The sequence below is a fragment of the Candidatus Dormiibacter sp. genome (assembly GCF_050999135.1).
GTDB classification, from domain to species: Bacteria; Chloroflexota; Dormibacteria; order Dormibacterales; family Dormibacteraceae; genus Dormiibacter; species Dormiibacter spiritus.
In genome coordinates, this window is record NZ_JBPCPN010000021.1 from 1 (window position 1) to 26,943 (window position 26,943).

The following is a 26,943-nucleotide window of genomic DNA, read 5'->3' on the forward strand; positions in this document are numbered from 1 at the left end:
TAGAACCGGTCATCCTTAGTCATGGCGACCCCTCCTGAGTGGTTTGAGCACCCATAGGATGGGGTCGTCCTACGTCCTGGCGCTACCTCCCAGGTGTCGCCTGATCTTGTGAGCCGTTCACTCTAGATCGGCGGGTCGACGGTGCTCCAGTAGCGCCCACCGTCAACTGTTCGGTAGAGGTGCACCTGGGATCCGTTCGGGTACGCGCCGGCGGGAGTGCGACCGGCGCACCAGGCTGTGCTGGCGGTCACCGGGGTCACGTCCAGGCAGGAAGCGCCGGGCGGCATGTTCCGCCGGTTCCAGGTGCGGCCCGAGTCGGCTGTTGTGTACATATCAGGGCCCACCGTCAGCCAGGCGTGGCGGGCGTCGCTGAAGCGCGGCGGGTACCAGTTCGCTGCGTCCGGGCTCTGGATCTCCGGCGTCTGCACCGATGGCTGCCACATCCCTCCGCCCCCGGTCGAGGCGGCAACCCAGATCTCGACGCCGTGAGGCACCTGCCCGCTGGGGGTGGCGCCTTCAAAGATCAGCGCCGCCCAGCCGCCCGGCGAGACAACGGCCTGGACGAGAACCACGCTGCCGCCGGCCGGAAGCTCCAGGCTGTCTACCTGCCAGGAGTCTCCGCCATCATGGCTGGCGTAGAGCTGGGCGCCGACCTGGACCCAGCCGTCCTGAGCGCTGGCGAAAACGGGCGGTCGGGAAGCTGGTCCCGGCAGGCCGTTCAACGCTGCATTCGGGAATCGCTGCCAGTGCTGGCCGAGGTCGGCTGTGCGATACAGCTCGAAGGTTGGAACACCGGCCGGGGAGGCCTGCGTCGCCCACTGAGTAAGCCAGGCATGCAGGGCGTCGCTGAACTCGACGCCCGCGTGCTCACCAAGCTGGGCAGAGGGACCGGCCGCCAGGAGCGGCCGCCATCTTCCGTCTGCAGGACGCGTACTCCCCCGGCTTCTCCGTAGATGGGGAGCACACCGCGGCGGCTGTCGAAGAACCTGAGCCCCGCGGCATGGCCATTGGAAACCAGGAAGTTTCTCTGCCAGTGCCGCCCGGCATCTTGCGTGTGGAAGAGAGTGCTCTGGTTCTGACCGTCGTTGTAGACAAGCCAACCTTCAGCGCCCGAGAGCCACTGCATGTCGGCCGGCAGGTTGAAGTGGCCGCCCGGGGTTGGCGCGGGCGTCTCCGCGGGCGCTCTGGCGAAGGGTCGTAAGTACACGATGCCGCCCACCAGCGCCAGCGCTAGACCGATGGCGATCAGGCCGAGTGCGCGGCGGGTGCGTCCCCGAGAGACGCCCTCGAAGTCGTCCACGGCGCCCAAGATGCTAACCCAGGGGCGCGCGACATGGCGCCGTTAGATTCCCGCGAACCCTCGGTGTGCGTCAGCCACTGGAAATGGCTGCCCGGGTGCCCTCGACCAGGCGGCGCCAGTCCAGAGCTTCAAGTGCCTCCATAGTCTTTCCGATCGCGTTGGGATCGATGAAGGTGGCGGTGCCGATCTGCACTGCCTGGCAGCCGGCGTAGAGAAATTCAAGCGCGTCCTCGGCGCCGCCTATGCCGCCGATGCCGATCACCGGAATCGCCACCGACTGCGCCGCTTGGTGGGCGAGGTGCACGGCGATCGGGCGGATGGCCGGGCCCGAGAGGCCGCCGGTGCCGAAGGCCAGGCGCGGCCGGCCGGTGCCGAGGTCGAAGGACATGCCCACCAAGGTGTTGATGGCGCAGAGCGCGTCCGCACCGGCGCTCTCGCAGGCGCGGGCCACCTCCGCGAGATCGGAGACGGCGGGAGTGAGCTTGACCCAGACCGGCAGCCGCGTCGAACGCCGAACAGCCGCGGTGACCGCGGCCGCTTGCGCCGGGTCCTTGCCGAAGAACATGCCTCCCTCGCGCACGTTGGGGCAGCTGATGTTGATCTCCAAGCCGCTCACTCCAGGCACTCCGTCCAGCCGCGCCGCCAGCTCGGCGTACTCGTCGACCGACTCACCGTTGATGTTGACCAGCACCGGGAAATCCCACTCCGCCCAGAGCGGGCAGTAATCGCGGATGAGCGCCTCCACGCCAGGTCCCTGCAGGCCTATCGCGTTCAGCATCCCGCTCGGCGTCTCCACGATCCGCGGCGGTGGGGTCCCCGGCCGCGGCTGCAGGAAGATCCCCTTCGACACCATGCCGCCCAGCCGGGGACGATCGCAGAGCGGAACCTCGGTGCCATAGCCGAACGTGCCGCTCGCCGCCAGCACCGGCGAGCGCAGCTCGACCCCGCCCACCCTGAGTCCGCTCACGCGCCCAAACCGTAGTGCAGGTGCTGCGGGAGCACGTCCCAACGGATGTCGTTCGCTTGGTACACCGGGCCTTCTTTACAGGCGCGATCGTAGACGCCGCTCGTCCGCGGGACGGCGCAGCCCAGGCAGACGCCCGTTCCGCAGCCCATGTAGGTCTCGATCGCAACCTGGGCGCGCGGAAAGCGTGCGGCCAGCGCCGCCAGCATGCGGTTGGGACCGCAGGCCACCACCTGCCCAATCCCTTCGGGTATTGCCGCCAGCACAGAGCCGTGGTAGCCAATGGAGCCGTCGTCTGTGGCCCAGTGCACCCGTCTGCCCTCCCATTCCGAGCAGAGCTCGGCTGCCGTGCGGGCGCCATGAACCCAGTGCACCTGCAGACCTAGGGCGGCCGCTGCCCGAGCGGCCAGCGGCATCGGCGCCACTCCCAGGCCGCCCGAGACAAGCGCCACCGAACCTGCTGCCTGGTCCAGCTGGAAGCCACTACCGAGCGGCCCCAGCAGGGAGACGCTCTCACCCAGGGCCAGGGCGGCCAGCCCGGCGGTCCCCGCCCCCACCGGCTTCAGCAGCACCTCCACCACCCCAGAGGTGGCGCGATAGACGGAGAACGGTCGGCGCAGCAGCGGGCCGGGCCGGAGCAGCAGGTTCACGAACTGGCCGGCACGAGCTGTTGCGGCCACCTCCGGCGCACTGAAGGAGAGCACCCACATACCGCTGGCGACCTCCCGCCGCGCGATCAGCGGCGCCTGCAGCTCGAACATCGCGCCTGAAACGGTCAGGCGGCGCCCGTTCGCCACTCGTCGATCGTCCGCACCTCCAGCTGGCCGGCGGCATGGAGCGAGGACTCCACCAGCGCCACCGCGGTGTCCAGCGAGGTCAGGCAGGGGATCCGGCGCTCGACCGCCGCCCGGCGGATCTCAAAGCCGTCGCGCAGCACCGGCAGGCCCGGCCGCTCCTGCTCGACGACGCCGGTCATGGTGTTGATCACCAGTTCGACTCCTGCCTGGATCGCCTCCACCACGTTCTGGCCGGGATCGCCGAGCTTGCTGACCACCCGGGCCGAAAAACCGGCCGCCTGCAGCGCCGCGGCGGTGCCCGGCGTGGCCAGGATCTCCATGCCGATCCGGGCCAGGCCAGCCGCGATCGCAAACATCTCAGGCTTGTCCTGATCCGCAATGGTCAGCAGCGCGCGGCCGCCCGACTTCAGTGACATGCCGGCGGCCAGGAACGCCTTGCGCAGAGCAGCCGAAAGCGTCCTGTCCACGCCCATCGCCTCACCCGTCGACTTCATCTCGGGGCCGAGGTAGGAGTCCACCGCCGCCAGCTTGGACATCGAGAACACAGGCGCTTTCACTGCCACCAGCGGGGTGGGTGGCACCAGGCCTGTCGTGCAGCCGAGATCGCTGAGCTTCTCACCCAGCATCACGCGCGTCGCCAGCTTCACCATCGGCACGCCAGTCACCTTGGAGAGCATCGGCACGGTCCGCGAGGCGCGCGGGTTGACCTCCAGCACGTAGACGCGGCCCCGGTGAACCACGTACTGGACGTTGACAAGACCGCGCAGGTTGAGCCGTCGCGCGATGCGCACCGTGTAGTCCACCACCTGCGCTCGCGCTTCGGTTTCCAGGCCGGGCGCCGGATAGACGGCGAAGGAGTCGCCAGAGTGGACGCCCGCCCGCTCGACGTGCTCCATCACGCCAGCGATGACCACCGTCTCGCCGTCCGAGATGGCGTCCACCTCGACTTCGCTGCCGATCAGGTATTTGTCCACGAGAACGGTTCCCCGCGGCAGGGCCTGGCGCGCCCACTCCATGTAGCGGCGCAGCTCGACAGGGTCGCGGACGATCTCCATCGCCCGGCCGCCGAGGACGTAGGAAGGCCTGACGAGGACCGGATAGCCGACCCCCTCGGCGATCTCCAGCGCCCGCTCGACATCAGTCGTCGTGTCGCCGATCGGCTGGGGGACTCCTATGGCCTCCAGCTCGGCCGCAAAACGCCGGCGATCCTCGGCCAGGTCGATGGCATCGACGGAGGAGCCGAGCACGCGGATACCTGCCGAGCTGAGCGGTTCTGCCAGGTTGATGGCGGTCTGACCGCCGAACTGGACCATCGCGCCCTCGATGCGCTCGGCCTCGGCGATCGCTCGAGTCGCCTCCAGATCGAGAGGCTCGAAGTAGAGGCGGTGCGAGGTGTCGAAGTCGGTCGACACGGTCTCCGGGTTGGAGTTCGCCATGATCGCTCGCACGCCCGCCTCGCGGAGCGCCCAGGCGGCGTGAACCGACGAGTAGTCGAACTCGATGCCCTGCCCGATCCGGATCGGTCCGGAGCCCAGCACCAGCGCGGCCCGGCCGTTCTCCGCCTCCGCCTCGTTCTCCTCCTCGTGGCAGGAGTAGTAGTAGGGCGTTGCCGCCTCGAACTCGGCAGCGCAGGTGTCGACCAGCTTGTAGGTGACCGGCCGGCCGGCGGGAGCTTCCAGGGCGACCTCGGCCATCCGTTCCACAAACCACAAGTCCATGCCGCTGCGCCGTGCCAGCTCGGCCGGTTCGGCGCCCTGGCGGAGAGCATGCAGGAGCGCGAACAGGCGGCGGTCGTTGGGCAGGTCGATCAGAGCCGGGTCGGCCAGCACTTCGTCAGAAGGCCAGCGCTGCTCCAAGGAGCGGAGCGCCTTGCGCAGTGCGCCGGCAAACGTGCGCTCGATCGCCATGCATTCTCCTGTCGAGGCCATCTGGGTGCCCAGCCGCCGGTCGGCCCCGGGGAACTTGTCGAAGGGCCAGCGCGGCACCTTGATCACAACGTAGTCAAGCGCGGGCTCGAAGGCGGCGTAGGTGCGCCCTGTCACCTGGTTCAGGATCTCGTCCAACCGCCCGCCGACAGCAATCTTGGCGGCGACTCGAGCGATGGGGTAGCCGGTCGCCTTGGAGGCCAGCGCAGAGGAGCGAGAAACGCGGGGGTTGACCTCGATCACGTAGTAGCGGCTGGAGTCCGGGTCCAGCGCGTACTGCACGTTGCAGCCACCCTCCAGGCCCAGCGCGCGAATGATGCGCAGGGAAGCCGAGCGGAGCATCTGGTGGTCGCGATCGGACAGTGTTTGGGCGGGAGCGACGACTATGGAGTCGCCGGTATGGACGCCCATCGGATCCAGGTTCTCCATGTTGCAGATGGTGATACAGGTCCCCGCCGAGTCCCGCATCACCTCGTACTCCAGCTCCTTCCAACCCCAGAGTGACCGCTCGACCAGCACCTGATGGATCGGCGACGCCGCCAATCCACCCTTCACCACCCGCTCGAACTCGCCGGCGGAGGTGACGAAGCCGCCGCCCGTGCCGCCCAGGGTGTAGGCGGGCCGGATCACCAGCGGCAGCCCGATCTCGTCTGCGAAGGCGCGCGCCTGCTCAAAGGTCTCGCAGACGCTTGAAGGAGGGACCGGCTCGCCCAGCTCCAGCAGCATCTGCTTGAACGCCTCCCGGTCCTCAGCGCGGCGGATGACGTCGGCGTCGGCGCCCAGGAAACGCACACCGTAACGGGCCAGTACGCCCGCCTGGTGCAGCTCCATGGCGAGGTTCAAGCCGGTCTGCCCGCCCAGCGTGGGCAGCACAGCGTCCGGCAGCTCCCTGGCGATCACGCGCTCCACCGATTCGACTGTGAGCGGCTCGATGTAGACGCGGTCCGCCACGCCTTCGTCGGTCATGATGGTGGCCGGGTTGGAGTTGACCAGGACTGTCTGGACGCCTTCCTCGCGCAGCGCCTTGCAGGCCTGCGTGCCTGCATAGTCGAACTCGGCCGCTTGGCCGATCACTATGGGACCTGAGCCGATGATGAGCACCTTGCGGGGCTTCGCGGACCGCTCGCGAGGGCCGGCGGCAACGGGTTCCGGTCCGCCCGCCTTGCACATCTGCACGAAGCGATCGAAAAGGTAGTGGTTGTCAGTCGGCCCTGGGCAGCCCTCCGGGTGATACTGCACACTCATCACGGGCAGCGTCGGGTGCGCCAGGCCCTCCACCGAGCCGTCGTTCAGGTTCACGTGGCTGATCCGAAACTTGCCTTCCGGGAGGCTGCCGGCATCCACCTGGAACTCGTGGTTCTGACTTGTGATGTGCACCTCGCCCGTGCGCGTGTCGCGGACCGGATGGTTGGCCCCGTGGTGGCCGAAGGGCAGCCGGGAGGTCGTGGCTCCGATCGCGCGGCCGAGGATCTGGTGGCCGAGGCAGATGCCGAACAGCGGCAGACGCGCCGCCAACGCGTCTCGGCAGAGCTTGACAGGCCCGTCCAGCACCGCTGGATCACCGGGACCGTTGGTCAGCAGCAGGCCGTCAGGCCTGAGCGCTTCGACCTCCTGCCAGGCCGCCGAGTGGGGCAGCACGACCACCCGGCAGCCCCGCTCGCGCAGGCTGCGCAGGATGCCTGACTTGACTCCGTAATCCACGACAGCGATGGTGAGCCCGCGACCGTCCGCGTAGCTCTGCCGGCGCAGCTCGGGCGGAAGCGGCTCGAACCACTCGATCTGAGCCGAGCGGGAGACCTCGGCGACCAGGTCTTGGTCGGCCAGGTGCGTCACCCGGCCGGCCAGCCGGCCGAGCTCCGCGAGGCGCTGGTCGGTGGGCTGCTCGGCCTCGTGGCTCAGGACCGCCCGCAGCGTGCCCTGCCGGCGGAGGTGCCGGGTGAGGGCGCGGGTGTCGATTCCGCAGATGCCGGGGATGCCCTGCGCCTTCAGATAGCTGTCGAGTGACGCGCCAGCCGAGTGGTGGCTGGGCCGGGGGCTCACCCAGCGAGCGATGAAGCCCCGAGCCCACGCTCGCTCTGACTCCTGATCGGCTGGGCGAGTGCCATAGTTGCCCTGCAGCGGGTAGGTCATGCAGAGCATCTGGCCCGCGTAGGAGGGATCGCTCAGAACCTCCTGATAACCGGTCATCGCGGTGTTGAAGACCACTTCGCCCTGGCCCAAGACGTCGGCGCCCAGAGCCCTGCCCGTGAAAGTTCGGCCGTCCTCCAGGACGAGTGCCGCGTATTCAAGTCTCGCCGGCGCCACCACCGGCTCCAGCTCAGCCCGCAAGTATCACCGCCGCATCGACACCCTGGCTCTCGAGCAGGCAGACCTGGACCCGCTCCGAATCCGCTGTGGGAACGTTCTTGCCTACATAGTCGGCGCGGATCGGCAGCTCGCGGTGACCGCGGTCCACCAGCACGGCCAGCTGGACTGCGCTCGGCCGCCCGAACTGGAGCAGTGCGTCCAGCGCCGCCCGCGCTGTGCGGCCGTGATAGAGCACGTCGTCGACGAGGACCACTATCCGGCCGTTCAGGTCGGGCACCTTACTCATTCCCCTTTCGCCGCGGGGCCGGAGATGCAGATCGTCCCGATGCTCGCTCACATCAAGCCGCCCCACCGGCACCCAGGTACCCTCCAGCTCGGCCAGCTTTAGGGCCAGGCGCTGGGCCAGGACGTCGCCCTGGGACAGGATGCCGACCAGCGTCACACCCGCCACCCCCCGGTTGCGCTCGATGATCTCATGGGCGATGCGGGAGAGGCTGCGCCGGATGGCGTCGGCGTCCATGACAGTAGCCTTCACGGCGCTGCGCTGAGTGATCGTCACGAGAGCACCATGTCCAGCAGCGCCATCCGGATGTGCATGCCGTTGCGCGCCTGCCGGAAGTAGGCAGCCCGCGGATCCGAGTCGACCTCCGGGTCCAGCTCGTCCACGCGCGGCAGGGGGTGCATGACCACAGCGTCGGGTCGCAGCCGGCGCATCGTCGCCAGGTCGATCACGTACCTGCCTTTCACAGCCCGATACGACTCCTCGTCGCTGAAGCGCTCCTTCTGGATGCGGGTCTGATAGACGACGTCGACCTGGGGCAGCACCGCGTCCAGGTCCGCCACCTCCCGCCACCGCACTCCGTGACGATCCAGGTGCGCCTTGATGTCGTCGCGCATCGCCACCTGGGGCGGGGCGACGAAGGTCAGCTCCACCTCCCGGTACTTGGCCAGCAGGTAGGCGAGGGAGCGGACCGTGCGGCCGTTGGCCAGGTCGCCCACCATGGCCACCTTCACGCCGTCGAGCCGGCCCACCTCGTCCTTGATCGTGTAGACGTCGAGCAGCGCCTGGGTGGGATGCTGGCCGCGGCCGTCGCCCGCGCTGATGATGGGCACGTCGCTCACCGCTGCCGCTCGCTCCGCGGCGCCTTCGGCGGGGTGCCGCAGGACTATCACGTCGGCGTAGCCGTTGACTATACGAATGGTGTCCTCCAGCGTCTCCCCCTTGGCAGCGCTGGAGAAGGCCAGAGCGTTGTCGGTGCCCATCGTTTGACCGCCCAGTCGCAGCATGGCCGCCTCGAAGGAGAGCCGGGTCCGGGTGGAGGGTTCGTAGAAGAGGGCGGCCATCACCCTGCCCTGCAGGCGACCCGCGGCGCGATGGGGGCTGGCCCGCATCTCATCGGCGCGCTGGAAGATCTCGTCCAGGAGCTGCCGGGAAAGCTGTTGGGACTGCACGAGGTGGCGCAGGCGCGCCCTGGTGCGCAGGCTCACGACCATGAAAAAACCTCCTTACAGGCCTCTCGGGACCAGACTTAAAGGAACTGCAGTCAGTCTAGCAGGAGCAGGTACCTTGGTCGACCAGGTTTGACTGGATAATTCGGAGCATGCACACCAGCGACTTGGTGGTGGAAACGGCTGCCCTTACCAAGCGCTATCGCGGCGGCAAGCTGGCCGTCGACTCACTGGATCTCAAAGTCCGCCGGGGCGAGATCTACGGCCTGGTCGGGCCCAACGGAGCTGGCAAGACCACCACGCTCCGCATGCTGGTGGGCCTGATCCGACCAACCTCCGGCAGTGCGCTTGTCGCCGGCCACAGGCCGGGCGCTCCGGCCGGCCTGCGCAAAATCGGAGCGGTGATCGAAAACCCTGCCTTTTACACTTATCTGTCAGGCCGCGACAACCTGAGGGTGGTCGCCCACTATGGCGACATCGCGGAGCGGGCTGTGGAGACGGCGTTGGAAGAGGTGGACCTGCTGCCCGCCGCCAAAGGTCGTTATGGCTCCTATTCGCTGGGCATGAAGCAGCGCCTCGGCGTGGCCGCCGCGCTGATCAAGGAACCTGAGCTCCTAATCCTGGACGAGCCCACCAACGGACTTGATCCGCAGGGCATGGTCGAGATGCGAGGACTGATCAAGTCGCTGGGCACGGCCGGTCACACGGTGCTCGTCTGCAGCCACCTCCTGAGCGAGATGCAGCTGATCTGCCACCGCTTCGGCGTGATCCAGAACGGCCGTCTCATCGCGGAGGACGACTTGGCGGACGCCCGGCAGGCGGGTCTGCTGATCCGAGGCAACCCCGCTGGAAGGGTGAGGGTGGCCTTGGAGCGAGTGGCAGGCGCCAAGGCGATAGCGGTGCGTGATGGTGCCTTCATGGTCAATGCCGATCACGTCCAAGCGGCCGAGATCCACCGTGCCCTGGTCCGGGCGGGCGTCGAGATCACCGAGCTGCGGCCGGCCGAGCGGTCGCTGGAGGAGGTCTTCCTGGAGATAACCGAGGGCCGCCAGTGATCGGACCGGTCAGGGGAGAGTGGCTGAAGGCGTGGCGCAGCCCCTATCTCTGGACGGTGGGGCTGCTGATGGTGCTGGTGCTGCTGGCCCGCGGTTACGGGCTTGACTGGTTCCTCATGTCGCAATCGCCGGCCACACTCTCCCCTGCGAACATCGCGAGCTACAAGCAGGCCCTGGCGCCTGCCGCCTTCGCGCAGCAGGCGCTGGGCAACCCCGGCGGGGTCATCTGGGCGCTCGAGTTCGTGGTTGGAGTCCTGATCTTTGGGAGCGAGTACGGCTGGCGGACGCTGGCCGCGATGTTGATGGTCGGTCCCAGCCGGGCAACTGTATTCGGGGCCAAGACTGTGGTGCTGGCGGGGATTGTCGTCCTGCTGGTGCTGCTCCGTTTCGTGACGGCCCTCGCCAGCAGCCTCATCTCGGCTGTCACGCTGGATCTTCCCTTCCGCCTTCCGTCAGCCGGGGACGTGGCTACCGCCTTTGCGGCGGCCTGCCTCATCGCCATCACCTACGCGTCCTTCGGAGCGCTCCTGTCACTCATCTTCAGGCGTGCTTCAATCGCCTACGCCGTGGGCCTCACCTACCTCTTCGTTTTCGAGGATCGCGCGTTCGGCGTGATCGCCAAATCGAGCGCGCAGTCGCTGCGCGATCTGCCCACGGGCTTTCCCGGTCCCAACTCGGTGGCGCTGGTCCACAACCTGGGCGGCGGCACCGGTTCGGCGGTGGCGGCCAGCACTGGCAGCGGCCAGGCGGCACTGGTGCTGGCGGTTTACTGCCTGGCGGCGCTCGGCGTCGGCTGCGCCATCCTGGTTAGGCGCGACGAGACCTGATGCCAAGGCGGCCGACGTCCGTCGAGGGCTGGAGGCAGGTTCTGGCTTAGCCGGTGACCGTCCTGTCCTGGTCGGAAAGCGGCGGGACTGACGACTGCGGAAGCGGTCGGTAGTCGCCGCAGATGGGTGCGTCGCTGGCGGTGTGGTAGTTCCAGCGCCGGCACCAGGTGAAGCCGTCGAACTGGCGGCAGGAGCCACAGGTCACCCGGGGATTGGAGCGCTCAAGCTTCCGCATGAGCTGATCCGGCCGCTCGCCCGGAAAGCTCTGGACCAGGTCGCGCCGGGCAGGTTGGCTCAGGGACGTGGATCGCCCGGCGCCACCGGGCCGCGCCCCCCCAGCCGCCCCTGCGCGTCCTGCAGGTCGCGACGAAGGCTCTCGTTCTCGGAACGAAGTTGGGCAAGGCTCGCCTCATGCTCGCTGATCTTGTGGGTGAGGCTGCGCCGGCGGATGCTGTGGCGTGCGTTCGCGTAGAGCATGTAGAGCAGCAGCAGGAGGGCCATGGCGCCTCCGGCGATTACGGGCGGCTGCCAGGCAGGCACGCTCGTGAGCTGGAACGTCAGAAAGCTCACGTTCTCCGTGTTGCCGTTCTGGGCGGCATAGACGACGAGCGCGGCAACCAGGAGCACCAGCAGGACGAGGAAAAGAATCAAGGTGGGCTAAGTCTAGACGCCAGGCGGCGACCTTGTCACTCTCATCCGCCTCTCGCCTCTGGCCGTCGTCGCCTCGTGCCGGCTCACGGCCGTTGTCCGCGTGCTGTCACCTGCATCGAGGCGCGCTAATGCCGGAAGTGGCGTTCCCCGGTGAAGACCATCGCCAGCCCGGCTGCGTCGGCCGCAGCTATCACCTCGCTGTCGCGCTTGGAGCCGCCCGGCTGGATCACGGCCGTCACGCCGGCTTCGATGCCGACCTGAAGGCCGTCGGCGAAGGGAAAGTACGCATCTGACGCAAGCACCGAGCCGCGCGCCCGTTCACCGGCGCGCTGAACGGCCAGCCGGGACGCTTCGACCCGGCTCATCTGACCGGCACCAACACCCACCGCCGCCCGGTCGCGCGCCAGAACTATGGCGTTGGACCTGACATGCTTGACCACCAGCCAGGCGAACTCAAGCTCGGCCCACTCGCCGGCGGTGGGTTGACGCTGCGTCGCCAGCTGACAGGCGTTGCGGTCGAAACCACGCCGATCCCAGTCCTGCACCAGCAATCCGCCGGGCACCGACCTGACCGCAAGGTCGGGCGACCGGCTTGGCTGCACCTCCAGGATGCGCAGGTTCTCCTTGGCCGAGAGCACCGCCAGTGCCTTCGTGTCAACCGAAGGCGCCACCACCACCTCCAGGAAGATGCCCGCCATCTCCCCTGCCGTGCTGCTGTCCAGCTCCCGGTTGACAGCCACCACGCCGCCGTAGGCGGAGGTGGTGTCGCAGTTATAGGCCGCCCGGTAAGCGTCGGCCAGCTGCTCGGCTGCGGCCACGCCGCAAGGATTCGTGTGCTTGATGATGGCGGCGGCCGGCTGCGAGAGGTCTCGGGCGAGCTCGAAGGCCGCCGCGGCGTCCTGAATGTTGTTGTAGCTGAGCTCCGCCCCGTGCAGCTGGCGGACAGAGCCGAGGCCGTCGGTACCTGCGCCCGAGCGATAGAACGCCGCTCTCTGATGCGGGTTCTCGCCGTAGCGCAGCGTCCGGACCAGACTGCCCGAAAAGCTGATCTGCGCAGGAAAGCCGCCCTCACCCTCCTCCAGCCAGGCGGCGATCTGAGCGTCGTAGGCAGCTGTGTGGGAGAACGCCTCCGCCGCCAGCCGGCGGCGCAGCTCGGGGCTCACGCCGTCGGGGCTGGCCAGCGCGCTCAGCACCTCGCTGTAGCGCTCGGGTCGCACAACCACCACCACAGCTGAGTGGTTCTTGGCCGCCGAGCGGATCATGGCCGGGCCGCCGATATCGATCTGTTCCAGAATCTCGTCGAACCCTGCCCCGGGGCGAGCGCGCGTCTCGGCAAACGGATAGAGGTTGACACAGAGCAGGTCGATCGTCTGAAGACCGTGTTGGTTCAGCGTCTCCAGGTGCTGGCTCACGTCACGGCGGGCCAGCAGACCGGCGTGAACAGCCGGGTGGAGGGTCTTCACCCTGCCATCCAGGATCTCGGGGAAATCGGTCAGCTTCGAGACCGATTGGGCGTCGATAGCGGCCTCCTCCAGCATCCGTTGGGTCCCGCCTGTGGAGTAGACGTCGTAGCCGAGCCGAACCAGTCCCCGGGCGAAGGCAGGCAGACCTGACTTGTCGGTGACCGAGAGAAGGGCTCGCTTAGACAACCGTCGTCTCCTTCACCGGCCGGGGTGATCCGCCGAGCCGGGCCCAGAGCAGGTCGATGGCCTGGGGCAGGATCCTGTGCTCCTCTGCCTGAATTCGCTGATGCAGGCGTTGAGCGTCATCGTCAGGCAGCACTGGCACTGCCGCCTGCAGCAGGATCGGCCCGGCGTCCACCGCGTCCGTGACCAGATGAACCGTGCAGCCGGTGACCTTGACGCCATGCTCCAGCGCGCGCTCCACGGCGTCCATGCCGCCACCGAAGCTGGGCAGCAGCGAGGGATGGATGTTGAGCATCCGGCCGGCGAAAGCCTTTGTCATCGGCTCGCCGAGAATGCGGTCGTAGCCGGCGTTGACGACAATGTCCACGCCGACCTCCAGCAGCCAGCCGCTCAGGGCCTCATCGCGGGCCAGCGACGAAGGAAAACGCCTCTGGGAGAACTCGCCGAGTTGAAGACCCTGCTGGCGGGCGAAGGCGGCGGCCCCGCAGCCGGGCCGGTTGGTGGCGACAGCGGTGATCCGATAGCCGCGCGAAAAGAGGTTGCGGAGGTTGGAGCCCTTGCCCGAGCTCAAGACGCCCAGCCTGGGTCCTGTCAAGCCAGGGTCCCCACCAATCTCAGACGCTGCTCGTCGGTCTGCTCGACCACCCGCCCGACCACGGGATAGCCCGGAATCGGGTCGGCGTTCACCAGCACCATGCCGAGACCGAGATTGAAAGTGGACAGCATCTCGGCGGGCGCTATCTGGCCCCGGCGCTGGATGGCTGCAAACAGCGGCGGCCTCTCCCAACTGCTGAGGTCCAGCTCCGCCGCCAGGCCGGCCGGCAGCGCGCGCGGCACATTGTCCAGCAGCCCGCCGCCAGTGATATGGGCAGCTGTCTTCCAGGGCAGCGTCCGCATCTCCTTCAGATAGGAGCGATGCGGCGCCAGCAGCTCCTCGCCCAGAGGCCTCGTGAAGCCGGGCAGAACCGTCTCCAGCGGCAGATCCTGGAAGATGCGGCGGACGAGCGAGAAGCCGTTGGTGTGCAGGCCGCTGGAGGGCAGGCCGACCAGGACGTCGCCCGCTTGGACCTGCTCTCGGGCGCTGCCTTCGCCGACGTGTCCGACTATGAAGCCGGCCAGGTCGTAGTCGCCCAGCGCATAGACGCCTGGCATCTCGGCGGTTTCGCCGCCCAGCAGGGCCAGATCGTTCTCCCGGCAGGCCTGGGTGACGCCGGTCAGCACCTGCTCGAAGACGTCGTCCTCCAGCCGGCCGCTGGCGAAATAGTCCAGGAAGAACAGGGGGGTGGCACCGACTGTGAGGATGTCGTTGACACAGTGGTTGACCAGGTCCTGACCTATGCCCGCGTGGCGGCCGTAGGCAATGGCCACCTTGATCTTGGTCCCTACCCCATCCGCTGAGGCCGCCAGACAGCCACCGCTGGGAAGCTTGTAAAGGCCGGCGAACTGACCCACCCCTGCCACGACGCCTTCGGTTTGGGTGGCGTCGATGAGCGGCTTCATCCGCGCCAGCAGTCGTCCGTAGGCGGCGATGTCCACCCCTGCTTCGGCGTAGGTGCGGGGGAGCGCCTCGAACTCTTGGAGCTCGGGCATCAGCGTCAGCTTGCCGGCTGGGCGGCGAGCGGCGCCTCGAAGGCCATCTTGTCCATCTCCAGCTGCTGTGGCACAGGCACCGGATAAGCGCCGTCGAAGCAGGCTCGGCAGAACTGGTCGAGCGTGCCGGCGCCTACCGCGCGCATGAGACCCGGAATGGAGATGTAGGCCAGGGAGTCGGCGCCGATGAAGCTCCGTATCTCTTCAACCGAGCGGCCGGAGGCGACCAGCTGCTTGGTGGAGCCGATGTCGACGCCCATGAAGCAGGGAAACCGCATGGGCGGGCTGGAGATGCGCAGGTGCACCTCCTTGGCGCCCGCTTTTTTCAGCACCTCGATGATCCGGCGGGAAGTGGTTCCCCGCACTATCGAGTCGTCCACTGCGATGATGCGCTTGCCCCGCAGCGAACGCTTGAGCGGATTGAGCTTCAGGATCACACCCGACTCCCGCAGGGATTGGTCGGGCTCGATGAAGGTGCGGTTGATGTAGCGCGACTTGACCAGCCCCTCCCGGTAGGGGATGCCTGAGGCCTCGGCGTAGCCGATCGCGGCAGGGGTGCCGGAGTCGGGCAGGCCGATGACTATGTCGGCCTCCACGGGTTGAGCCAGCGACAGCTCGCGACCCATGCGAATTCGCGCTTCCTCCAGCTCACAGTTTTTGAGCAGCGAATCGGGCCGGGCGAAGTAGATGAACTCAAACACGCACATCGCATGGCGGCCGGAGGTCTGGAACTGGACTGAGGAGAGGCCGTGGTCGTTCATGATCACCATCTCACCGGGCTGCACTTCGCGCACGAATTTGGCGTTGACAGTGTCGAGCGCGCAGCTCTCGGACGCCACGAGGTGCGCCGGCTGACCGGCGAGTGGAAGATAGCCGAGGCAGAGCGGACGGAAGCCATAGGGGTCGCGCAGCGCGATCACCGAGTCGGAGGTGACCACCGCGCAGGAATAGGCGCCCACGACCCGGCGGAAAGCCTGGCTCAGCACCTGCGCCCAGTCGCTGCCGTGAGTGTGCTCGATGAGCCGCGCCATCACCTCCGTGTCAAGGCCTGTGTCAAAGGTGACGCCCTCCTCCTCGAGCTCGCGCCGGATCGCCTGCGAGTTGATGAGGTTGCCGTTGTGGGCGATCGCACCGGGGCCGAGCGCCGGATGCAGGAAAGGCACAGGGTGCGCGTTTTCCAACCGGCTGGCGCCAGTCGTGGAATAGCGGGTGTGGCCGATGGCAACAGTGCCGCGCAGGCCTGACAGCGTCGCCGAATTGAAGACCTGGGCGACCAGGCCCATGTCCCTGTGCAGCTTCACGCCGTGACCGTCGCCGACAGCTATGCCTGCCGACTCCTGGCCCCTGTGCTGGAGCGAGAAGAGGCCGAAGTAGGTCAGGTTGGCGACATCCACCTGCCGAGAGTGGATGCCGAAGATGCCGCACACCTTGCTCTATTCTCGCGTGCTCTGGAGCGCCTTCTCGAGCCCGCCTGCCCAGGCCTTTCGCAGCTCGCTCAGTGAAACCCTGATCTGGCCCTCGAACTCCAGCTCGGAGCCGCCGGCCAGACCGAGCAGTGTGATCTCGACCCGGTGGCTGCGCGCCAGGGTCTGTAGATTCGGCATCGCCCGGGGCGGAGCGCTGATCAGAAATCGGCTCTGCGACTCGGAGAAGCAGGCCACGTCCAGGCGCAGGCCGCCGTCGCCCACCAGGGCCGGACAGCGCACCCCCAGGTCGCCGAGCAAGCAGCTCTCAGCCAGCGCCACCAGCATGCCGCCCTCGGCCACGTCGTGGGCCGAGTAGAGCAGCTCAGTCTCGTGTGCTTCGCGGATGAATCCCTGGACCGCCTGCTCCCGGGCCAGATCAAGCGCCGGGGGTGACCCGCTGACCTGGCCGAACATGACCTTCATGTACTCGGAACCACCGATGTCCGAGCGCGTCTGCCCGATCAGAAGCACGAAATCACCCGCCTGCCGCAGGCCTGCCGTGAGGCGCCTGCGGTAGTCGGAGATGACGCCCACCATGCCGATCACCGGTGTGGGCTGGATGGCGCCCCCCTGCTCACTCTCGTTGTAGAGGCTGACGTTGCCGCTCACAACCGGCAGCTCGAGGCTGGCGCAGGCCTCGGCGATACCGGCCACCGCCTGCTCCAGCTCCCAGTAGACCTCCGGTCGATCAGGGTTGGCGAAGTTGAGACAGTCGGTCACCCCGATTGGGACGGCGCCTGTGGCGACTATGTTGCGAGCCGCTTCACAGACCGCTATCTGAGCGCCTGTGAAGGGGTCGAGCTGACAGTAGCGGCCGTTGCCATCCAGAGTCAGCGCCAGACCTATCTGGGTGCCGTTGAGGCGCACCATCGCCGCGTCGCCGCCCGGCGGGATGATGGTGGCAGCGCCGTTCATGGTGTCGTAGCGGCGGTGAACCGGCAGCCGGCTGCAGAGGTTGGGACTGCCCAGCAGCTTGACCAGCACGCCGCCCAGATCCTCCGGTTCGCTGAGGAGGCGATCGAGGTTCAAGATCGTTGCCTGCTGGGCCCGCGGCTGCGAGCGGGGGTTGCGCTCGGGCGCTCCTTCAGTGAGGAGCTGCACAGGCAGCCGAGCCACCACCGAGTCGCCCTCGGTCACCGTGAGCTGGCCGTCGTCGGTAACCTCGCCGATCACCGCGGCCTCCAGGTCCCACTTCGCGAAGACCTTGGCCACTCGGGCTTCGCCCCCCGGCCTGACGACGATGAGCATCCTCTCCTGCGATTCGGAGAGCATCACCTCGTAGGGCGACATGCCGGTCTCCCGCCGGGGCACCCTTGTCACGTCGATGCGCGCGCCGGCCTTGGCCCGGCCGGCGCACTCGGCCACCGACGAGGTGAGGCCGGCGGCGCCCAGGTCCTGGACCGCCACCACCTCGCCCAGGCCGCGCAGCTCCTGGCAGGCCTCCAGCAGGCACTTCTCCAGGAAGGGGTTGCCGACCTGGACGGCCGGGCGGCGCTCGTCCGAGTCGCCGTCCAGTTCGAGCGAGGCGAAGGAGGCGCCATGGATGCCGTCCCGACCCGTTCGAGCGCCGACCAGCAGGAGCCGGGAGCCGGTGCCTTCCGCCCGCGCCAGCATCAGCTCCTTCGACCGCACCACGCCCACGCACATGGCGTTGACCAGCGGGTTGCCGGCGTAGCACTCATCGAAGTAGATCTCCCCACCCACCGTGGGGATGCCCATGCAGTTGCCGTAGCCGCCGATGCCTGCCACGACGCCTTCGAAGTGCGGCCGGCTCTCCGGCAGGGGCCCGAAACGGAGCGAATCGAGCAGCGCCAGGGGGCGGGCGCCCATGGCCATGACATCGCGAAGGATGCCGCCCACGCCGGTGGCAGCGCCCTGGTAGGGCTCGATCGCGCTGGGGTGGTTGTGCGACTCGACCTTGAAGACGCAGGCCCAGCCGCCGCCGACGTCGACAGCTCCCGCGTTCTCGCCAGGTCCCTGCAGCACCTGCCGGCCCCGGCCCGGCAGCCGCCGCAGCAGCGGCTTGGACGTCTTGTAGGAACAGTGCTCAGACCAGAGCACGCCCAGCATGCCCAGCTCAAGCTGGTTGGGCTCCTGAGCCAGCCGCTTCAGGATGAGCTCGTACTCGGCCCGGCTGAGCGCCACCTCGCGCAGCTCCCAACTGCTGATGAAGCCGGCTGTGCGGCTCATGCCACCCCTAGAGGCGCGGCCGAAGAGCCGGCCGCGCCTCTCGCACCGGCGGGGGTTCTCAAGATGGCCTCGAAGAGGCGGAGACCGTCCAGTCCGCCCAGGTCCGCGTCGGCGCAGCGCTCCGGGTGGGGCATCATCCCCAGCACATTGCCGCGCTCGTTCACTATGCCGGCGATGTTGTGCTGGCTGCCGTTGGGGTTGGCCTCCGCGTCGACCAGGCCGCCAGAGTCGCAGTAGCGAAAGACCACCTGACGGTTCTGCTCCAGCCGGGAGAGCGTGGCGGGATCGGCGACATAGTTGCCCTCGCCGTGGGAGATCGGCATTCGCAGCACTTGGCCGGTATGGATGCCATGCGTGAAGGGAGTGTCCCCGCGCTCGCAGACCATGTGCTGCCACTGGCAGCGGAACTCCAGATTGGCGTTCCTGACCAGCGCCCCCGGCAGCAGACCGGCTTCGCAGAGTACCTGGAACCCATTGCAGCTGCCCAGGACCAGGCCGCCTTGGGCGGCGAACTCGACGACGCTCTCCAACACAGGGCTGAAGCGAGCGATGGCGCCAGTCCGGAGGTAGTCGCCGTAGCTGAAGCCACCGGGGAGGATGACGCAGTCGGCGCCTTGCAGGTCCCGCTCCTTGTGCCAGAGGGGGATCGCCTCTGCGCCCTCCACCCCGCTCAGAGCCAGCCGCATGTCGCGGTCCGACCAGGTCCCGGGGAAGACGACGACTCCGAATCTCATCCCTCGCCACTCCCGCCCCTGGCACCCTTCGCAGCCTTGGGACCCTTGTCAGCGTTGGCGTCGCCGGCCGCGGCGGCGTCTGCGACGGCCTCACCGGCATCGTCTGCCTCCGCCGCCGGATCGACGTCGAAGCGAAAGTCCTCGATCACCCGGTTGGCGAGGAGCTTGCGGCACATCTGCTCGACCTCGCTGCGGGCTTCGGCGTCTGAGGACGCCTGCAGCTGGATCTCCAGGTACTTGCCGATGCGGACTTCCTCCACGCCGGCGAAGCCCAGGCTGTTCAGCGCCTGTTTGACAGTGGCCCCCTGGGGATCGTTGATGACCGGCTTGGGCGTGACCAGCACCCGGGCGGTTCTCACGAAATGGAGCTGAAGGAGCTGCCTGTCAGGCGCTGGTAGGCGGTCAGATAGCGCCCGCGCGTCTGCTCCACCACCTGCTCGGGCAGCCTGGGTGGCGGCGAGTTCCGATCCCAGCCGGTCTGGGAGGCCAGCCAGTCCCGGAGGAACTGCTTGTCGAAGGACTCGGGCGAAGTGCCCACCTGGTAGCTCTCGGCATCCCAGTACCGCGAGCTGTCGGGCGTCAGCACCTCATCGATCAGGGTCAACCTGCCGTCGATGAGACCGAACTCGAACTTCGTGTCGGCGAGGATCAGGCCCCGAGCCTCCGCGAGGCGCGCACCGGCCTCGTACAGGTTGAGGCTGGCATCTCGCAGTTGGGTGGCAAGGTCGTCACCCAGACTGGTCGCCAACCGGGAGAAGCTGATGTTCTCGTCGTGGCCCGTATCAACCTTGGTGGCGGGCGTGAAGATCGGCTCCGGCAGCCGCTCGCTCTGACGGAGACCGGTCGGCAACGGCTCGCCGACCATGGTGCCGAGCTGGCTGTACTCCGACCAGGCGCTGCCCGCCAGATAGCCTCGGACTACGCACTCGAAGTCGATCCGCTCAGCGCGCCTGACCACCATGCAGCGGCCGGCCAGCTCGGGCGGCAGGCCCTCCAGCTCGGTGCCGAGCAGGTGATTTGGCTGCAGGTCGTGTAAGCGCTCGAACCAGAAGACGGAGAGCTGGGTCAGCACCCGGCCCCGGTCCGGGATGCCGTCGGGCATCACCCAATCGAAGGCCGAGATTCGGTCTGTGGCCACCATGAGCAGCCGGCGAGCATCCAGCGTGTAGGTGTCGCGTACCTTCCCCTTGGCGAAGACGGGGTAGTCGAGGTTGGTGCTGGTGACGGCGCGCAGGACCTCGGCCATCAGCTCTTGCTCGCGGCGGTGGCCAGCAGCCCTGTCCGCTCGAAGGCGAGGTCGACGTGCTCCAGGAAGGCTGCGGGGTCGAAGATCGCGTCCAGGTCAGCTCCCAGGCGCTGCGCCACTTCAGTGTTCTCCGCCAGGTTCTCCCGAAAGCCGCCCTCACCATCGCTGGCGCGGAGAGCGGCGGACTGCACTATTCGATAGGCGGCATCGCGGCTGAGCCCGCTCTCGACCAGCGCCAGCAGCGCCCGCTGCGAATAGACGATGCCGCCATCGGCTGCCAGGTTTCTCGCCATCCGCTCCGGCCGCACTTCCAGCCCGCTCAGAACCTTGGTCAGGTCGATCGCCATGAAGTCGAGCAGGCAGCAGGCGTCAGGAAAGAGCACGCGCTCCGCCGAGCTGTGGCTGATGTCTCGCTCGTGCCAGAGCGCCACGTTCTCAAGCTCGCTGGCGGCGTAGCCGCGGAGGAGGCGCGCCAGCCCGGAGATTCTCTCGCTGACTATCGGGTTGCGCTTGTGCGGCATCGCGGAGCTGCCCTTCTGCTGGGAACTGAACGGCTCCAGCGCTTCGCCGACTTCGCTCCGCTGCAGATGTCGGATCTCCACAGCGATCCGCTCCAGAGAAGCTCCTGCCACTGCCAGGGCGGAGATGAAGGCGGCGTGGCGGTCTCGCGACACCACCTGCGTACTGACGGGATCAACGCGAAGGTCGAGCTGCTGGCAAACATACTGCTCGACCCGAGGATCGAGGCCGGCATGGCTGCCGACAGCCCCGCTCAGCTTGCCCACCGCCAGGTCGTCGGCCGCCCACTTGATGCGCTCCCGCGCGCGATCCAGTTCGGCTACCCAGCCGGCGACCTTGAAGCCGAACGTGATCGGTTCGGCGTGAATCCCGTGTGTGCGCCCGACCATCAGCGTCCTGCGATGGCGCAGCGCCAGCTCTGCCGCGGCCTGGCGCAGCTTCGCCAGGTCGTCCAGGATCACCTCCGCGCTGCGCCGGACCTGCACAGCCAGAGCGGTGTCGATGACGTCTGAGGAGGTGAGCCCGAAATGGATGTAGCGCGCCTCCGGCTGGCCGACCGACTCCCCGATCACTGTCAGGAAGGCGATCACGTCGTGACCCACTTGGGCCTCCACCTCGTTGATGCGCTCCACCTGGAAGGAGGCTGAGCGAATCTTGGCGAGCGCCTCGGCCGGGATCCGGCCCGCCTGCGCCCAGGCCTCACAGGCCAGGATCTCAATCTCCAGCCAGAGTTGAAAACGGCTTCGATCGGACCACAGCTCGCGCATGCGGGCAGGTGCGTAGCGTTCTATCAAGGAGAGGAAACCTCTTGGGCTGGCAAGGGGTGCAGTAAGTATAGAGAGAAACAGATTCGGCAAGATCTGGTATCGGCTACTTGGGGTAGCCACAAAATAGGGGCTGGCGCCCGCTGCAGCAACCTGCTCTGGCTAGGCTAAAGAGGCTCATGCAGCCTCCTTTTGCCCCGCGCCCGGCAACCGCCCGCAGATCGCGGCAGCCTGCCCCTGCCCGGCGCGATCCACTGGACCACCTTCCGGGCCTCGACACTCGTAGTCGTGGACGTAACCGCTTCCGCCGCCCAGTCGTTTGAGCAGGCGGAGAGAGAACGGTCTTTGAGCCTCCCTCCTCGGGATGACGAGAGGGAGCTCGTTGAGCGTGCGAAGTACGAGCCACCGGCCTTCGGTGAGCTCTATGACCGCTATTTTCTCCAGATCTACAAATTCGTGTATTCCAGAGTTCACGACCAAGCGATCGCCGAGGACGTCACGAGTGACGTCTTTCTGAAGGCCCTGCGTGGCATCGGCCGCTATCAGGACACGGGCCGGCCCTTCTCTGCCTGGCTGTATCAGATAGCTGTCAACGCAGTGGCCGATCGCTTCCGCGCCGCCAGGCCGCTGGAGGACATCGACGCCCAGCACGACGTATCGGTGGGTGGACCCGGACTGGAGGAGATGGCCGCGCGGCGGGATCGCATGAGCCGCATCTGGGCCCAGGTCGAGACGCTGCCCCGGCAGCAGCAGGTAGCGCTGGTCCTCAAGTTCCAGGAGGACATGAAGATCGAGGACATCGCTATCGCCATGGGCAAGACGGCTGGGGCCGTCAAGCTGCTCATCCACCGGGGGGTGAGCCGGCTTCGGCTCAACCTGGCGGGTGGCGAGCTGGAGGAGATCGAGGCATGAGCTGGCCGCGAGATCCCGAGCTGGACGAAATCTTCCCCACTCCGGAACACCGCAGCCGGCTCGAGCTGCTGAGCGAGAATCCGCCGCACAGGATCGAGCCGGACCTGATGTATCGGGCCACGCTGCGTCGACGCCTGATGCAGGAAGCCTGGGCCATGGCCGAACCTGGGCTGCCCTGGTGGCGCCGCCTGCTGGCTCCCCCCGGACTTGCCTGGGCTGGCGCCACGATCGGGGTTCTCCTGATCGCCTTCCTCGCCTATACGCTCACCGTGAGCCCGACCACCAGCGGCAAGACAGTTGCTTGGAACAGCCCGCTGCAGGACGCTCATGCCGTCGCGACTGTGCAGCCGATAGTCCTCACCTTCAAGGAGCCGGTCGATCACCATTCGGTCGAAGCGGCAGTCCGAATTGAGCCGGCCACCACTGTGACCTACGAGTGGCAAGGAAATGACCTCAAGGTCACGCCGGTCAACCGCCTGGCGCCCGGCACCCAGTACCAGGTGTCGCTGGCGCCGTCGGCGCGCACCGAGTCGGGACAGCCGGTCCCTGTCCGGCCGGCAGTTGTCTTCGTGACCCAGCCGGCGCCGCCGGCGACCCCTGTCCCCACTCCGACGCCCGCGGCCGGGGTTACGGCAGAGCAGGTGCTCGGCAGCGTCGGGGCCGCCCCCGCCGCCTGGTCTCGGGACGGCTCGACGCTGTACCTGATCACGCCCGACGGCGCGCTCGAGGCCTACACGGTCGCGACCGGCAAGACTGGGGTGGTGGCCAGCGGAGTCACCAGGGTGGCGGTCGGACCTGACGGCACGCCCGCCTACGCGAGCGGCGGCGAGGTGAGCTACGGGCAGCAGAAGCTGACGGCTGATCGGCCGCTGGCGCTTGGCTTCAGGAACGGGAGGCTGCTGGTGCTGGCCGGGCGCTCAGTCCTGACAGTCGCCGAGCAGCCGGCCGCCCAGCCCCCGGCGCCGGAGACCTCAGCCAGCCCGACGGCGACCTCCTCACCGGCCACGCCGTCCCCCAGCGCCAGCCCGTCAGCGACCACGCCGAGCCCAACTCCGGCAGCGCCGACGCAGCTCGCGAGCCTCGGCCAAGACCCCAGCGCCGGAGACTTCTCGCCCAACGGCGACCGCCTCGCTTACCTGACGTCGGGGGGGCTCCATGTGCTGGAGCTGAGCACTGGTAAGGATTCGGTCATCGGCAGCGCCACTGGACTGGGCGATTGGTCGCCGGACTCCTCCCGCTATGCCTACCTCGATGTGGACGGAGCGCACATCAGCGACGGCCACGCAGCTGTGCTGCTGACAGCAGCCACAGGGCTCAGCGGCCTCAGCTGGTCGGGCGGCGATGATCTCCTGCTGGCCGGCTCGTCGGGCATCTCGCTTGTTCACGCAGACGGCTCCGAGCTCCACCTGCTCTCCCCAGGCGCCTATGGCCAGCCAGACTGGGCGCCCGGAGCTGGCGTGTTCGCCTTTCACCGGGCGGGCCAGCTCTTCACAGCCAGGGTGCCGAGCGCCCGGCCTGCGCCTGCCTCGACCCAGGAGGACGTCCTCGACGCCTTCCTCCAAGCCCGCGGCGCGGGTAACGCGGAGGGTGCCAACAGCTATCTCGACGACGCCGGCAAGAAGGCGTTCGCCGGCCTGAAGCTGGTCTACAAGGGCAATGACGGACAGCTGGTGAGCTACAGCGTGCTGTTCTCACAGCCCGGCCGGGCTGTGGTCCGTTTGGTGATTGCGCAGGGACAGGACCGGCGAGTGGTGATGGAGACGCTGACCTTCGCCCGGCAGGGTTCGGCCAAGACCATGGTTCACGGCGTGACCGAGACGGGGGCGCCGCCGCTGGGAAGCGGCCCCAATGTGCTCTCGGTCACTGCGACAGGACATCAGCTCAGGGTCACCTTCGATGCGGATCTCGACCCCGCCACGATAGCTGGCGTGTCGCTGAGCGGCGTCAGGGGCCAGAACTCGTACGACGCTTCCAGTCGCACAGTGATGATCGATATTGGCTCGGCACTCGTCCCCGGCAACACCTACACGCTGGGCGTGACAGCAGACGTCAAGGACGTCAACCACGCTCCTGCCACGCCGTTCAAGCTGGACCTGCTCGGACCTCCGCTGACTTAGGCGCTTCGGCGCCGGGTCAGTACTTGTTCGTAGAGATCCACTGTCTGGTCGGCGATGGCCGGCCAGCTGAACTTTTCCAACACCCGCTGGCGCCCGGCAGCTCCGAACCTTGCGGCGCGGTCTGGATCTTGGAGCAGCTCCTGCAACCGAGCGGCCAGACCGCGCTCAAACTCCTCCGGCCGGCCCTTGTCGTACTCGACCAGGTGGCCGGTCTCGCCCTCCACCACCACCTCCGGGATCCCGCCCACGGCCGAGGCGACCACAGCAGTTTCGCAGGCCATCGCTTCCAAGTTGACCAGGCCGAACGGCTCGTAGATGGAGGGGCAGACGAAAACGGTCGCGCCGGTGAGGAGGGGCAGGATGAGGCTGAGCGGCAGAAACCCCTCCAGGTAAACCAGGTTGAAGTCCCGCTGCCGCAGCTGGTCGGCCAGGGCCTCAACCTCCGCGCCCAGCTCCGGGGTGTCTGCCGCCCCCGCGCAGACGACCAGCTGAGTGCGGGGATCGAGATGGCGGGCGGCGGCCAAGAGATGCTGCAGCCCCTTCTGGCGGGTCACCCGGCCGACGAAGATCGCGTAGGGCTTCACCGGATCGACGCCGTGCTGGCGGAGGGCGGCTGGGTCGGAGACGGGGTGGTAGACCTCGGGATCGATCCCGTTGTGGATGACCCGCACGCGGGCCGGGTCGACGCCGGGATAGCAGTCGAGCACATCCCGCCGCATCCCCTGGGATACGGCTATCACTGCATCGGCGCCCAGAATCCCGGTCTCTTCGCAAAAGCGTGAGAGCGCGTAACCGCCGCCCAGCTGCTCCGCCTTCCAGGGACGCAGCGGTTCCAGGCTGTGAGTGGTGACGATGTGCGGAACTGCCCACGTCAGCTTGGCGAAGTGGCCGGCCAGGTTGACGTACCAGGTGTGACTGTGGACGAGGTCCACCTCCTTCAAAGCGGCCACCATGGCGAGGTCGATCGAGATGGCCTGCAGCGCGCCGGCCTCCGGCTTGGGCTCCGCCAGGGCCGGCCAGGGCTGATAGGCCTTCACGCTCGCCTCCCCGCGCGGCTCCCCCCAGCAGTGCACGCTGAGCTCCAACCTCTGGCGCAGCTCCTTGGCCAGGTACTCGACGTGCACACCGGCGCCGCCGTAGATCTCGGGTGGGTACTCCCGGGTCAGCAACCCGACGCGGGGTCCCCCCCTCATGCCGGCAGGGCGCCCAGGGATTGGCCCTTGCCGATGGCGACGATGCCGCCCGGCGTGACGTGGAGCCGTTCGCGATCCGCCGCCAGGTCGTAGCCGATGGTGGCGCCGGGCGGGATGCGCACCCCTTTGTCGATCACCGCGTTGCGCAGCCTGGCGCCACCGCCGACGTCCACGCCGTCCATCAACACGCAGCCCTCCACCTCGGCGTGGGAGTGAACTACCACGCCCGGTGAGAGGATGGAGCGCCGCACCAGGCCGCCCGAGACGATCACACCCGATGAGACCAGTGAGTTGAGCGCCATGCCGCGACGGCCGTCTTCGTCATGGACGAACTTGGCCGGCGGGACCGGCGGCAGCCAGCTGTAGATGGGCCAGTCCTGGTTGTAGAGATTGAACGGAGGCTCAAGCGCGAGCAGGTCCATGCTTGCCTGGTAATAGGAGTCCAGATCCCCCACATCGCGCCAGTAGCCTGCCTCCTGGCCGCTAACTCCCGGTACCCGATTGGTGTTGAAGTCATAGACGCCCGCTTGGCCCTGATCGACGAGCATGGGCACTATGCTGCCCCCCAGGTCGTGCATCGAGCTGTCATCGGAGGAGTCGCGGCTGACAGCTTCCACCAGCGCCTTGGTGGTGAAGATGTAGATGCCCATTGAGGCATACGCACGGCTGGGGTCGTGCGGAAGCGGCTTGGGCGCGTCGGGCTTCTCCACGAAGCTGCGAACGTGGCCGTCCGCGTCGGCCTCGATGATGCCGAAGCCTGACGCTTCGCCAAGCGGGACCGGGATGCCGGCGAGTGTGATACCCGCCCCGCTCTGAAGGTGGTGGCGGAGCATCCCCATCGCATCCATTCGGTAGATGTGATCGGCGCCGAAAACGCAGATGTGCTCAGGCTTCTCATCGTTGATCAGGTTCAAGTTCTGGAATACGGCGTCAGCGGATCCCAGGAACCAGCGCGGGCCCAACCGCATCTGGGCGGGCACGTTGGCCACGTAGTTGCCAAGCATGGGAGAAAGACGCCACATCTGAGCGATGTGCCGATCCAGGCTGTGGCTCTTGTACTGGGTGAGGACGACTATCTTGCGGAGACCGCTGTTGACGAGGTTGGAGAGCACGAAGTCGATCAGTCGGTAGGTGCCCCCGAAGGGAACCGCCGGCTTGGCGCGATCATGGGTAAGCGGCAGGAGGCGAGTGCCCTGGCCGCCGGCAAGAACCATTGCCATCACATGCAGCTCATCTCTGCCCAAGCCGGCCAGTTGAGTCATCCCCTGTTCAGGTTAGTTGCCTTCATTGA

Annotated in this window: 24 protein-coding genes and 1 pseudogene; 4 read left to right on the plus strand and 21 right to left on the minus strand. The window is 67.7% G+C overall.

Translation table 11 applies throughout. The features are described from left to right. Positions 1 to 122: 122 nt before the first annotated feature. From ACR2MZ_RS04895 to pyrB, 8 genes and pseudogenes are all read right to left on the minus strand, one after another. On the minus strand, positions 123 to 722 hold the full coding sequence (locus tag ACR2MZ_RS04895) for a WD40/YVTN/BNR-like repeat-containing protein (protein ID WP_434003951.1): 600 nt from the start codon (positions 720 to 722) through the stop codon (positions 123 to 125). Further along, positions 719 to 1,300 (minus strand): WD40/YVTN/BNR-like repeat-containing protein, encoded by a 582-nt coding sequence (locus ACR2MZ_RS04900; RefSeq protein WP_434003952.1) that lies wholly within the window; start codon positions 1,298 to 1,300, stop codon positions 719 to 721. Before ACR2MZ_RS04900 ends, ACR2MZ_RS04895 begins: the two co-directional genes overlap by 4 nt. 70 nt (positions 1,301 to 1,370) lie before the next feature. Next, positions 1,371 to 2,267, minus strand: a complete 897-nt coding sequence (locus tag ACR2MZ_RS04905; RefSeq protein WP_434003953.1) for a dihydroorotate dehydrogenase — start codon at positions 2,265 to 2,267, stop codon at positions 1,371 to 1,373. After that, complete coding sequence (locus ACR2MZ_RS04910) at positions 2,264 to 3,061, minus strand: iron-sulfur cluster-binding protein (RefSeq protein WP_434003954.1); 798 nt, start codon at positions 3,059 to 3,061, stop codon at positions 2,264 to 2,266. The genes ACR2MZ_RS04905 and ACR2MZ_RS04910 overlap by 4 nt, the downstream gene beginning before the upstream one ends. Beyond that, positions 3,040 to 6,156 (minus strand): carbamoyl-phosphate synthase large subunit, encoded by a 3,117-nt coding sequence (carB, locus tag ACR2MZ_RS04915; RefSeq protein WP_434003987.1) that lies wholly within the window; start codon positions 6,154 to 6,156, stop codon positions 3,040 to 3,042. The genes ACR2MZ_RS04910 and carB overlap by 22 nt, the downstream gene beginning before the upstream one ends. A 3-nt stretch (positions 6,157 to 6,159) precedes the next feature. Further along, a pseudogene (carA, locus tag ACR2MZ_RS04920) lies at positions 6,160 to 7,293 on the minus strand (glutamine-hydrolyzing carbamoyl-phosphate synthase small subunit); the annotation flags it as partial. A gap of 10 nt (positions 7,294 to 7,303) precedes the next feature. Further along, the gene (gene pyrR, locus ACR2MZ_RS04925; RefSeq protein ID WP_434003988.1) at positions 7,304 to 7,846 is read right to left on the minus strand and encodes a bifunctional pyr operon transcriptional regulator/uracil phosphoribosyltransferase PyrR; all 543 of its coding nucleotides are present in this window, start codon (positions 7,844 to 7,846) and stop codon (positions 7,304 to 7,306) included. 2 nt (positions 7,847 to 7,848) lie between these two features. After that, positions 7,849 to 8,787 carry an aspartate carbamoyltransferase gene (gene pyrB / locus ACR2MZ_RS04930; RefSeq protein ID WP_434003955.1) on the minus strand — a complete coding sequence of 313 codons (939 nt, stop codon included), beginning with the start codon at positions 8,785 to 8,787 and terminating at the stop codon, positions 7,849 to 7,851. A gap of 107 nt (positions 8,788 to 8,894) precedes the next feature. Between pyrB and ACR2MZ_RS04935 the strand changes: the two genes are divergently transcribed. Together ACR2MZ_RS04935 and ACR2MZ_RS04940 are read left to right on the plus strand one after the other, a co-directional pair. After that, on the plus strand, positions 8,895 to 9,797 hold the full coding sequence (locus ACR2MZ_RS04935; RefSeq protein WP_434003956.1) for an ABC transporter ATP-binding protein: 903 nt from the start codon (positions 8,895 to 8,897) through the stop codon (positions 9,795 to 9,797). After that, on the plus strand, positions 9,794 to 10,624 hold the full coding sequence (locus tag ACR2MZ_RS04940; RefSeq protein WP_434003957.1) for a hypothetical protein: 831 nt from the start codon (positions 9,794 to 9,796) through the stop codon (positions 10,622 to 10,624). The genes ACR2MZ_RS04935 and ACR2MZ_RS04940 overlap by 4 nt, the downstream gene beginning before the upstream one ends. A gap of 46 nt (positions 10,625 to 10,670) precedes the next feature. Here ACR2MZ_RS04940 and ACR2MZ_RS04945 read toward each other — a convergent pair whose 3' ends face one another. The 11 genes from ACR2MZ_RS04945 to purB all read right to left on the minus strand — a co-directional run bounded on the left by ACR2MZ_RS04945 (position 10,671) and on the right by purB (position 21,460). Further along, a complete protein-coding gene (locus ACR2MZ_RS04945; protein WP_434003958.1) occupies positions 10,671 to 10,859 on the minus strand; it encodes a hypothetical protein in 189 nt (62 codons plus the stop codon). Positions 10,860 to 10,918: 59 nt separating this feature from the next. After that, positions 10,919 to 11,275, minus strand: a complete 357-nt coding sequence (locus tag ACR2MZ_RS04950; RefSeq protein ID WP_434003959.1) for a hypothetical protein — start codon at positions 11,273 to 11,275, stop codon at positions 10,919 to 10,921. 125 nt (positions 11,276 to 11,400) lie between these two features. Continuing rightward, positions 11,401 to 12,924: a bifunctional phosphoribosylaminoimidazolecarboxamide formyltransferase/IMP cyclohydrolase gene (gene purH, locus ACR2MZ_RS04955; RefSeq protein WP_434003960.1), complete on the minus strand. Its 1,524-nt coding sequence runs from the start codon at positions 12,922 to 12,924 to the stop codon at positions 11,401 to 11,403. Beyond that, complete coding sequence (purN, locus tag ACR2MZ_RS04960) at positions 12,917 to 13,492, minus strand: phosphoribosylglycinamide formyltransferase (RefSeq protein WP_434003961.1); 576 nt, start codon at positions 13,490 to 13,492, stop codon at positions 12,917 to 12,919. The genes purH and purN overlap by 8 nt, the downstream gene beginning before the upstream one ends. A 20-nt stretch (positions 13,493 to 13,512) precedes the next feature. Further along, entirely contained in the window at positions 13,513 to 14,511 is a 999-nt protein-coding gene (gene purM, locus ACR2MZ_RS04965; protein ID WP_434003962.1) for a phosphoribosylformylglycinamidine cyclo-ligase, read from the minus strand. 5 nt (positions 14,512 to 14,516) lie between these two features. Beyond that, positions 14,517 to 15,938 (minus strand): amidophosphoribosyltransferase, encoded by a 1,422-nt coding sequence (gene purF / locus ACR2MZ_RS04970; protein WP_434003963.1) that lies wholly within the window; start codon positions 15,936 to 15,938, stop codon positions 14,517 to 14,519. Between the two features lie 6 nt (positions 15,939 to 15,944). Next, positions 15,945 to 18,167: a phosphoribosylformylglycinamidine synthase subunit PurL gene (gene purL, locus ACR2MZ_RS04975; protein WP_434003964.1), complete on the minus strand. Its 2,223-nt coding sequence runs from the start codon at positions 18,165 to 18,167 to the stop codon at positions 15,945 to 15,947. Continuing rightward, positions 18,164 to 18,901, minus strand: coding sequence for a phosphoribosylformylglycinamidine synthase subunit PurQ (purQ, locus tag ACR2MZ_RS04980; protein WP_434003965.1), 738 nt, complete (start codon positions 18,899 to 18,901; stop codon positions 18,164 to 18,166). The genes purL and purQ overlap by 4 nt, the downstream gene beginning before the upstream one ends. After that, positions 18,898 to 19,260 carry a phosphoribosylformylglycinamidine synthase subunit PurS gene (gene purS / locus ACR2MZ_RS04985; protein ID WP_434003966.1) on the minus strand — a complete coding sequence of 121 codons (363 nt, stop codon included), beginning with the start codon at positions 19,258 to 19,260 and terminating at the stop codon, positions 18,898 to 18,900. Before purS ends, purQ begins: the two co-directional genes overlap by 4 nt. Beyond that, entirely contained in the window at positions 19,257 to 20,147 is an 891-nt protein-coding gene (locus ACR2MZ_RS04990) for a phosphoribosylaminoimidazolesuccinocarboxamide synthase (RefSeq protein WP_434003967.1), read from the minus strand. The genes purS and ACR2MZ_RS04990 overlap by 4 nt, the downstream gene beginning before the upstream one ends. Further along, on the minus strand, positions 20,147 to 21,460 hold the full coding sequence (gene purB, locus ACR2MZ_RS04995; protein WP_434003968.1) for an adenylosuccinate lyase: 1,314 nt from the start codon (positions 21,458 to 21,460) through the stop codon (positions 20,147 to 20,149). Before purB ends, ACR2MZ_RS04990 begins: the two co-directional genes overlap by 1 nt. A 162-nt stretch (positions 21,461 to 21,622) precedes the next feature. Here purB and ACR2MZ_RS05000 point away from each other — a divergent pair, with 162 nt between their 5' ends. Both ACR2MZ_RS05000 and ACR2MZ_RS05005 read left to right on the plus strand, forming a co-directional pair. Continuing rightward, on the plus strand, positions 21,623 to 22,342 hold the full coding sequence (locus ACR2MZ_RS05000; RefSeq protein ID WP_434003969.1) for an RNA polymerase sigma factor: 720 nt from the start codon (positions 21,623 to 21,625) through the stop codon (positions 22,340 to 22,342). Next, positions 22,339 to 24,459 (plus strand): Ig-like domain-containing domain, encoded by a 2,121-nt coding sequence (locus tag ACR2MZ_RS05005; RefSeq protein ID WP_434003970.1) that lies wholly within the window; start codon positions 22,339 to 22,341, stop codon positions 24,457 to 24,459. Before ACR2MZ_RS05000 ends, ACR2MZ_RS05005 begins: the two co-directional genes overlap by 4 nt. On the opposite strand, the gene glgA is transcribed toward ACR2MZ_RS05005, so the two are convergent. Beyond that, a complete protein-coding gene (glgA, locus tag ACR2MZ_RS05010) occupies positions 24,456 to 25,652 on the minus strand; it encodes a glycogen synthase (RefSeq protein WP_434003971.1) in 1,197 nt (398 codons plus the stop codon). The genes ACR2MZ_RS05005 and glgA overlap by 4 nt on opposite strands. Next, complete coding sequence (gene glgC / locus ACR2MZ_RS05015) at positions 25,649 to 26,914, minus strand: glucose-1-phosphate adenylyltransferase (protein WP_434003972.1); 1,266 nt, start codon at positions 26,912 to 26,914, stop codon at positions 25,649 to 25,651. The genes glgA and glgC overlap by 4 nt, the downstream gene beginning before the upstream one ends. Positions 26,915 to 26,943: the final 29 nt, after the last annotated feature.

What these genes read in the sequence shown, in the direction of transcription:
- purQ (WP_434003965.1), bottom strand. Translation starts at nt 18,901, where the DNA reads ATGAGATTCGGAGTCGTCGTCTTCCCCGGGACCTGGTCGGACCGCGAC.
- purM (WP_434003962.1), bottom strand. Translation starts at nt 14,511, where the DNA reads ATGCCCGAGCTCCAAGAGTTCGAGGCGCTCCCCCGCACCTACGCCGAA.
- glgC (WP_434003972.1), bottom strand. Translation starts at nt 26,914, where the DNA reads ATGACTCAACTGGCCGGCTTGGGCAGAGATGAGCTGCATGTGATGGCA.
- ACR2MZ_RS04990 (WP_434003967.1), bottom strand. Translation starts at nt 20,147, where the DNA reads ATGGCCGAGGTCCTGCGCGCCGTCACCAGCACCAACCTCGACTACCCC.
- ACR2MZ_RS04935 (WP_434003956.1), top strand. Translation starts at nt 8,895, where the DNA reads ATGCACACCAGCGACTTGGTGGTGGAAACGGCTGCCCTTACCAAGCGC.
- purL (WP_434003964.1), bottom strand. Translation starts at nt 18,167, where the DNA reads ATGAGCCGCACAGCCGGCTTCATCAGCAGTTGGGAGCTGCGCGAGGTG.
- ACR2MZ_RS04945 (WP_434003958.1), bottom strand. Translation starts at nt 10,859, where the DNA reads ATGCGGAAGCTTGAGCGCTCCAATCCCCGGGTGACCTGTGGCTCCTGC.
- ACR2MZ_RS05005 (WP_434003970.1), top strand. Translation starts at nt 22,339, where the DNA reads ATGAGCTGGCCGCGAGATCCCGAGCTGGACGAAATCTTCCCCACTCCG.
- glgA (WP_434003971.1), bottom strand. Translation starts at nt 25,652, where the DNA reads ATGAGGGGGGGACCCCGCGTCGGGTTGCTGACCCGGGAGTACCCACCC.
- pyrB (WP_434003955.1), bottom strand. Translation starts at nt 8,787, where the DNA reads ATGGTCGTGAGCCTGCGCACCAGGGCGCGCCTGCGCCACCTCGTGCAG.
- carB (WP_434003987.1), bottom strand. Translation starts at nt 6,156, where the DNA reads ATGTGCAAGGCGGGCGGACCGGAACCCGTTGCCGCCGGCCCTCGCGAG.